Consider the following 4,500-nt stretch of genomic DNA (forward strand, 5'->3'; position numbering starts at 1 on the left):
AGGGCGGGCCTCTGGCCCGCCACTGCTATTTACACCACTTTATGGACGTAGCTCGTCTTTGCGCTTCTCGCGCAGAAATCGCGGCGTTCAGCCGAGGGAACGCTCGCTCTGCGCAGAAATCGCGGCGCTCAGCCACGATGGCGGCCGTTTCGCGCAGAAATCGCAGCCGCCAGGCCATGCGGTGGCCGTCTTGCGCAGAATTCCCTGGCTCCAGCTCCTCTCCGCGGCTGGACGTCGGCGTTTTTGCGCGCTCGAGGGCTGCCTGCCCTTCTGACTTGGCGGCTGCGCGCCCTGCCTCGGCCTTCAGGGCGCTCGTCCCGTCGGCTGCATGCCCTTCTGACTTGGCGGCTGCGCGCCCTAGGAGGCTCGCTTACCCGGCCTGATGGCTGGACGTTGGCGATTCTGCGCGCTCGAGGGCTGCCTGCCCGCGCTCGATCGTCGCCCCTCAATCGCGGGTGGACATTCCTCCCCATTCTGTGCTTTGTGCTGGTATATCAGCGTCCTCTTTGGGTAATCTTGGATAGTCACCAAACCAGAGAGGGTGCCCCCGCATGCTCGAGCTCAAGGACATTTGCAAGAAGTACGTCACCCAGTCGTTCACCCAGACCGCGCTCGACGACGTGAGCGTCGCCTTCCGCGACAACGAGTTCGTCGCCATCCTCGGCCCCTCCGGCTCTGGCAAGACGACCCTGCTCAACGTCATCGGCGGCCTCGACCACTTCGACTCGGGCGACCTGCTCATCGACGGGATCTCGACCAAGGACTTTCGCGACCGCGACTGGGACGCCTACCGCAACAACCGCATCGGCTTCGTCTTCCAGAGCTATAACCTCATCCCGCATCAGACCATCCTGGAGAACGTCGAGCTCGCCCTCACGCTCACGGGCGTCGGCCGCGCCGAGCGCAAGCAGCGCGCCCGCGAGGCCCTCGAGCGCGTCGGCCTCGGCGACCACGTGAATAAGCGCCCCGCCCAGCTCTCGGGCGGCCAGATGCAGCGTGTAGCCATCGCCCGCGCCCTCATCAACGACCCCGAGATCGTCCTCGCCGACGAGCCCACGGGTGCCCTAGACTCCACGACGTCCGTGCAGGTCATGGACCTGATCAAGGAGGTCGCGCAGGACCGCCTGGTCATCATGGTCACCCACAACCCGGAGCTCGCCTACGAGTACGCGACGCGCATCGTCAACCTCGCCGACGGGCGCATCACCGACGACTCCGACCCCTTCGATCCCGCCACCGCGCCGCGCCGCGAGGCCAAGGCGACCCGCCGCACCTCGATGAACTTCCTCACCGCGCTCGGCCTCAGCGCCCGCAACCTCATGACCAAGAAGGGCCGCACCATCATGACGGCCTTCGCGGGCTCCATCGGCATCATCGGCATCGCGGCGATCCTCGCGCTCTCCAACGGCGTGAACGAGTACATCGCCAAGGTCGAGGAGGACACGCTCTCGAGCTACCCGCTCACCATCGCCAAGCAGAGCTACGACATGTCCGAGATGCTCGGCGGCGACAAGTCCTCGACCGCCGGCGATGCCTCGGGCTCCTCCGACGGATCCCAGGCGGGCGCCGGCGCCGCCGATACCTCCCAGGACATCCCGGTCGTCACCGCGCTCAAGGACATGTTCGCGAGCGTCAAGTCCAACGACATGCGCTCCTTCAAGGCCTTCCTCGACTCCGGCGGCGACGGCATCTCCGACGACGTCAACGCCGTCCAGTACGACTACGGCGTGAGCCCCATCGTCTACCGCGAGTCCGCCGACGGCGGGCAGCCGACCAAGCTCGTCCCCAACTCGATGACGCAGGCCATGAGCGGCGGCGCCTCCTCTGGCGCGACGGCCGGCACCATGATGACGGGTACCAACGTCTTCAACGAGATGATCGACGACCAGTCGCTTCTCGACTCCCAGTACGACGTCGTCGCCGGTCGCTGGGCCAGCGCCCCTGACGAGGCAGTCCTCGTGCTCTCCAGTAAGGGCACGGTCGGCGACTACACCCTCTACAGCATCGGCGCCCTCGACATCAACGAGCTGAACGACCTCGTGAGCAGCGCGATGAGCGCCGACGGCAACGTCGAGACCCCCGACACCGACGCCGACTTCACCTACGGCGACGCGCTCAACACGAGCTTCAAGGTCCTCGCTGCCTCCGACTGCTATCGCAAGAACGACGAGACGGGCGGCTGGACCGACATGTCCGACGACGCCGACTACATGGCCTCCCAGGTCTCCTCCGGCCTCGACCTGCACATCGTCGGCGTGGTCAAGCCCAACGGCTCCGGCGGCTCGAACGCGCTGTCGCCGGGCGTCGCCTACACCCACGGCCTCACGACCGAGCTCATGGCCCGCTCCGCGAGCTCCCAGATCGTCCAGCAGCAGCTCGCGAACCCCGACGTCGACGTCTTCACGGGTAAGTCCTTCGACGAGGTCCAGGCGGACGCAAAGAAGGGCGTCGACCTCCAGAGCATGTTCTCGGTCGACGAGGACGCGATGAAGTCCGCCTTCCACTTCGACGAATCGACTCTCTCGGGCCTCGGCGACGGCATGAGCCTCGACATGAGCGGGCTCGACCTCTCGAACATCGACCTCAGTGGCATGAACATCGACCTTTCCGGCGTGGGCAGCGACCTTGATTTCGGCGACGTCTTCGCCAACGCCCCGTCGCCCGACTTCTCCGACGTCTTCACCGACGTCCAGCTCACACCTGAGCAGATGCAGCAGGTGGGTGTGCTCACGAACCAGCTCCTCTCGGGCTTCTTGCAATCCGATGAGTTCAAGGGCCTCGGCCTCGACGTCAAGGACAGCGAGAAGGTCTCGGCCGCGTTCCAGGCCTACCTCGCAAACAACCCCGAGGCGCAGCAGGTCCTGAAGGAGCTCACGGCCATCGGCGGCCAAGCTCTCGCGGAAAAGATGCAGAAGGCTGTGACCGATTACATGACGAACACCTTCGCCCCCTACCTGCAGCAGGCGATGGGCGAGGTCACCAAGCGCATGGGCGACGAGATCGCCGCGACCGTGTCCGCCCAGGTCAAGGCCGGTATGGCCTCCGCCATGGACCAGGTCGCCACCCAGATGTCGGGCGCGATGTCCGACGCGGCCGCCCAGATGAGCGGCAGCCTCGCGAACCTCCAGGACGCGTTCTCGGTCGACGGCGACGCCTTCGCGAAGGCCATCCATTTCAACATGGATGCCTCCGACCTCGCCTCGCTCATGCAGAGCTATGCGAACGCGGGCAAGCTCACCTACGACAACAACCTCTCGACCCTCGGCTATGCCGATGAGTCCGACCCGCAATCCGTGAAGATCTTCCCCCGTGACTTCGAGGCCAAGGAGCGCGTACTCGGCCACATCGACGCCTACAACGACCAGGCCCGCGCCGCAGGCGAGGACGACAAGGCCATCGTCTACACCGACTACATGGGCGTCATCATGGGCTCGGTCACCGACATCGTGAACATGATCTCGATGGTGCTCATCGCATTCGTGAGCATCAGCCTCGTGGTGAGCTCCATCATGATCGGCATCATCACCTATATCAGTGTCCTCGAGCGAAAGAAGGAGATCGGCATCCTGCGCGCCATCGGCGCCTCGAAGCGCAACGTGGCGAACGTCTTCAACGCTGAGACCTTCATCGAGGGCCTGATCTCGGGCGTCTTCGCCATCCTCGTGGTGGTGCTCGTGAGCTTCCCCGTGAACGATATCGTCATGAAGCTCAAGGGCGTTCCGAACATCATGAGCCTGCCGTGGGCCGACGCCCTCGCGCTCATCGGCATCAGCGTGCTGCTCACCGTCGTGGCGGGCCTGCTCCCCGCGCGCTCCGCGAGCAAGAAGGATCCCGTCGAGGCGCTGCGGTCGGAGTAGCGCCGGATTCTTCGGGCGGCGCCGGGGGAAGGATCGCAGCCGCGTCATGGCCCGCGCCCAGGGCTCACAGCCCACGCCGGCCTGCAGCTGTGGGGTTATGATGGAGGCCATGGGGCCCATGCGCCCGCCGTCGCAAATCAAACCTTGACCTGAGCTGCGATTATTCGTACTATAGCTTCGTAAATGATGCTTTAACGTAGGAAGTGGGGTGGAACGTCTCGCCCCGCTTCCTTTCTGTATGTCAACCCGAAGGAGGTCACATGGCTAAGGCCGGCACCGATCTGCAGGTCCTCGAGGCCCTCGAGGCGCGCGCCGCCGAGCACGGCGTCGATATCGTCGCCGTCGAGGTCGTCGGAGCGACCAAGAACCCCTGCGTGCGCGTCTACATCGACCATGCCGACGAGGACGCCCCCACGATCAGCCTCGACGAGGTCGCGGCCGAGACCGGCTGGATCGGCGAGGTGCTCGACGAGCTCGACCCGCTCCCGAGCGCCTACACCCTCGAGGTGAGCTCGCCCGGCATGGCCCGCCCGCTGCGCCGCGAGCGCGACTTCGTCCGCTTCGCCGGCTCCGACGTCCAGCTCTCGACCACCGCGACCGAGGGGCGCCGCAAGTTCACCGGCCGCCTGCTCGGCTGCGAGGA

2 protein-coding genes are annotated in these 4,500 nt (G+C 65.7%); both read left to right on the forward strand.

From position 1 onward, the window contains the following. The first annotated feature begins 551 nt into the window (after nucleotides 1–551). Entirely contained in the window at nucleotides 552–3,857 is a 3,306-nt protein-coding gene (locus tag ACT84W_RS09555) for an ABC transporter ATP-binding protein/permease (RefSeq protein WP_444329034.1), read from the forward strand. A gap of 260 nt (nucleotides 3,858–4,117) precedes the next feature. Next, nucleotides 4,118–4,500 (forward strand): ribosome maturation factor RimP (gene rimP / locus ACT84W_RS09560; RefSeq protein ID WP_444329035.1); only part of this gene is annotated, 383 nt, incomplete at its 3' end.

The organism is Paratractidigestivibacter sp. (assembly GCF_052362415.1).
Lineage (GTDB): Bacteria > Actinomycetota > Coriobacteriia > Coriobacteriales > Atopobiaceae > Paratractidigestivibacter.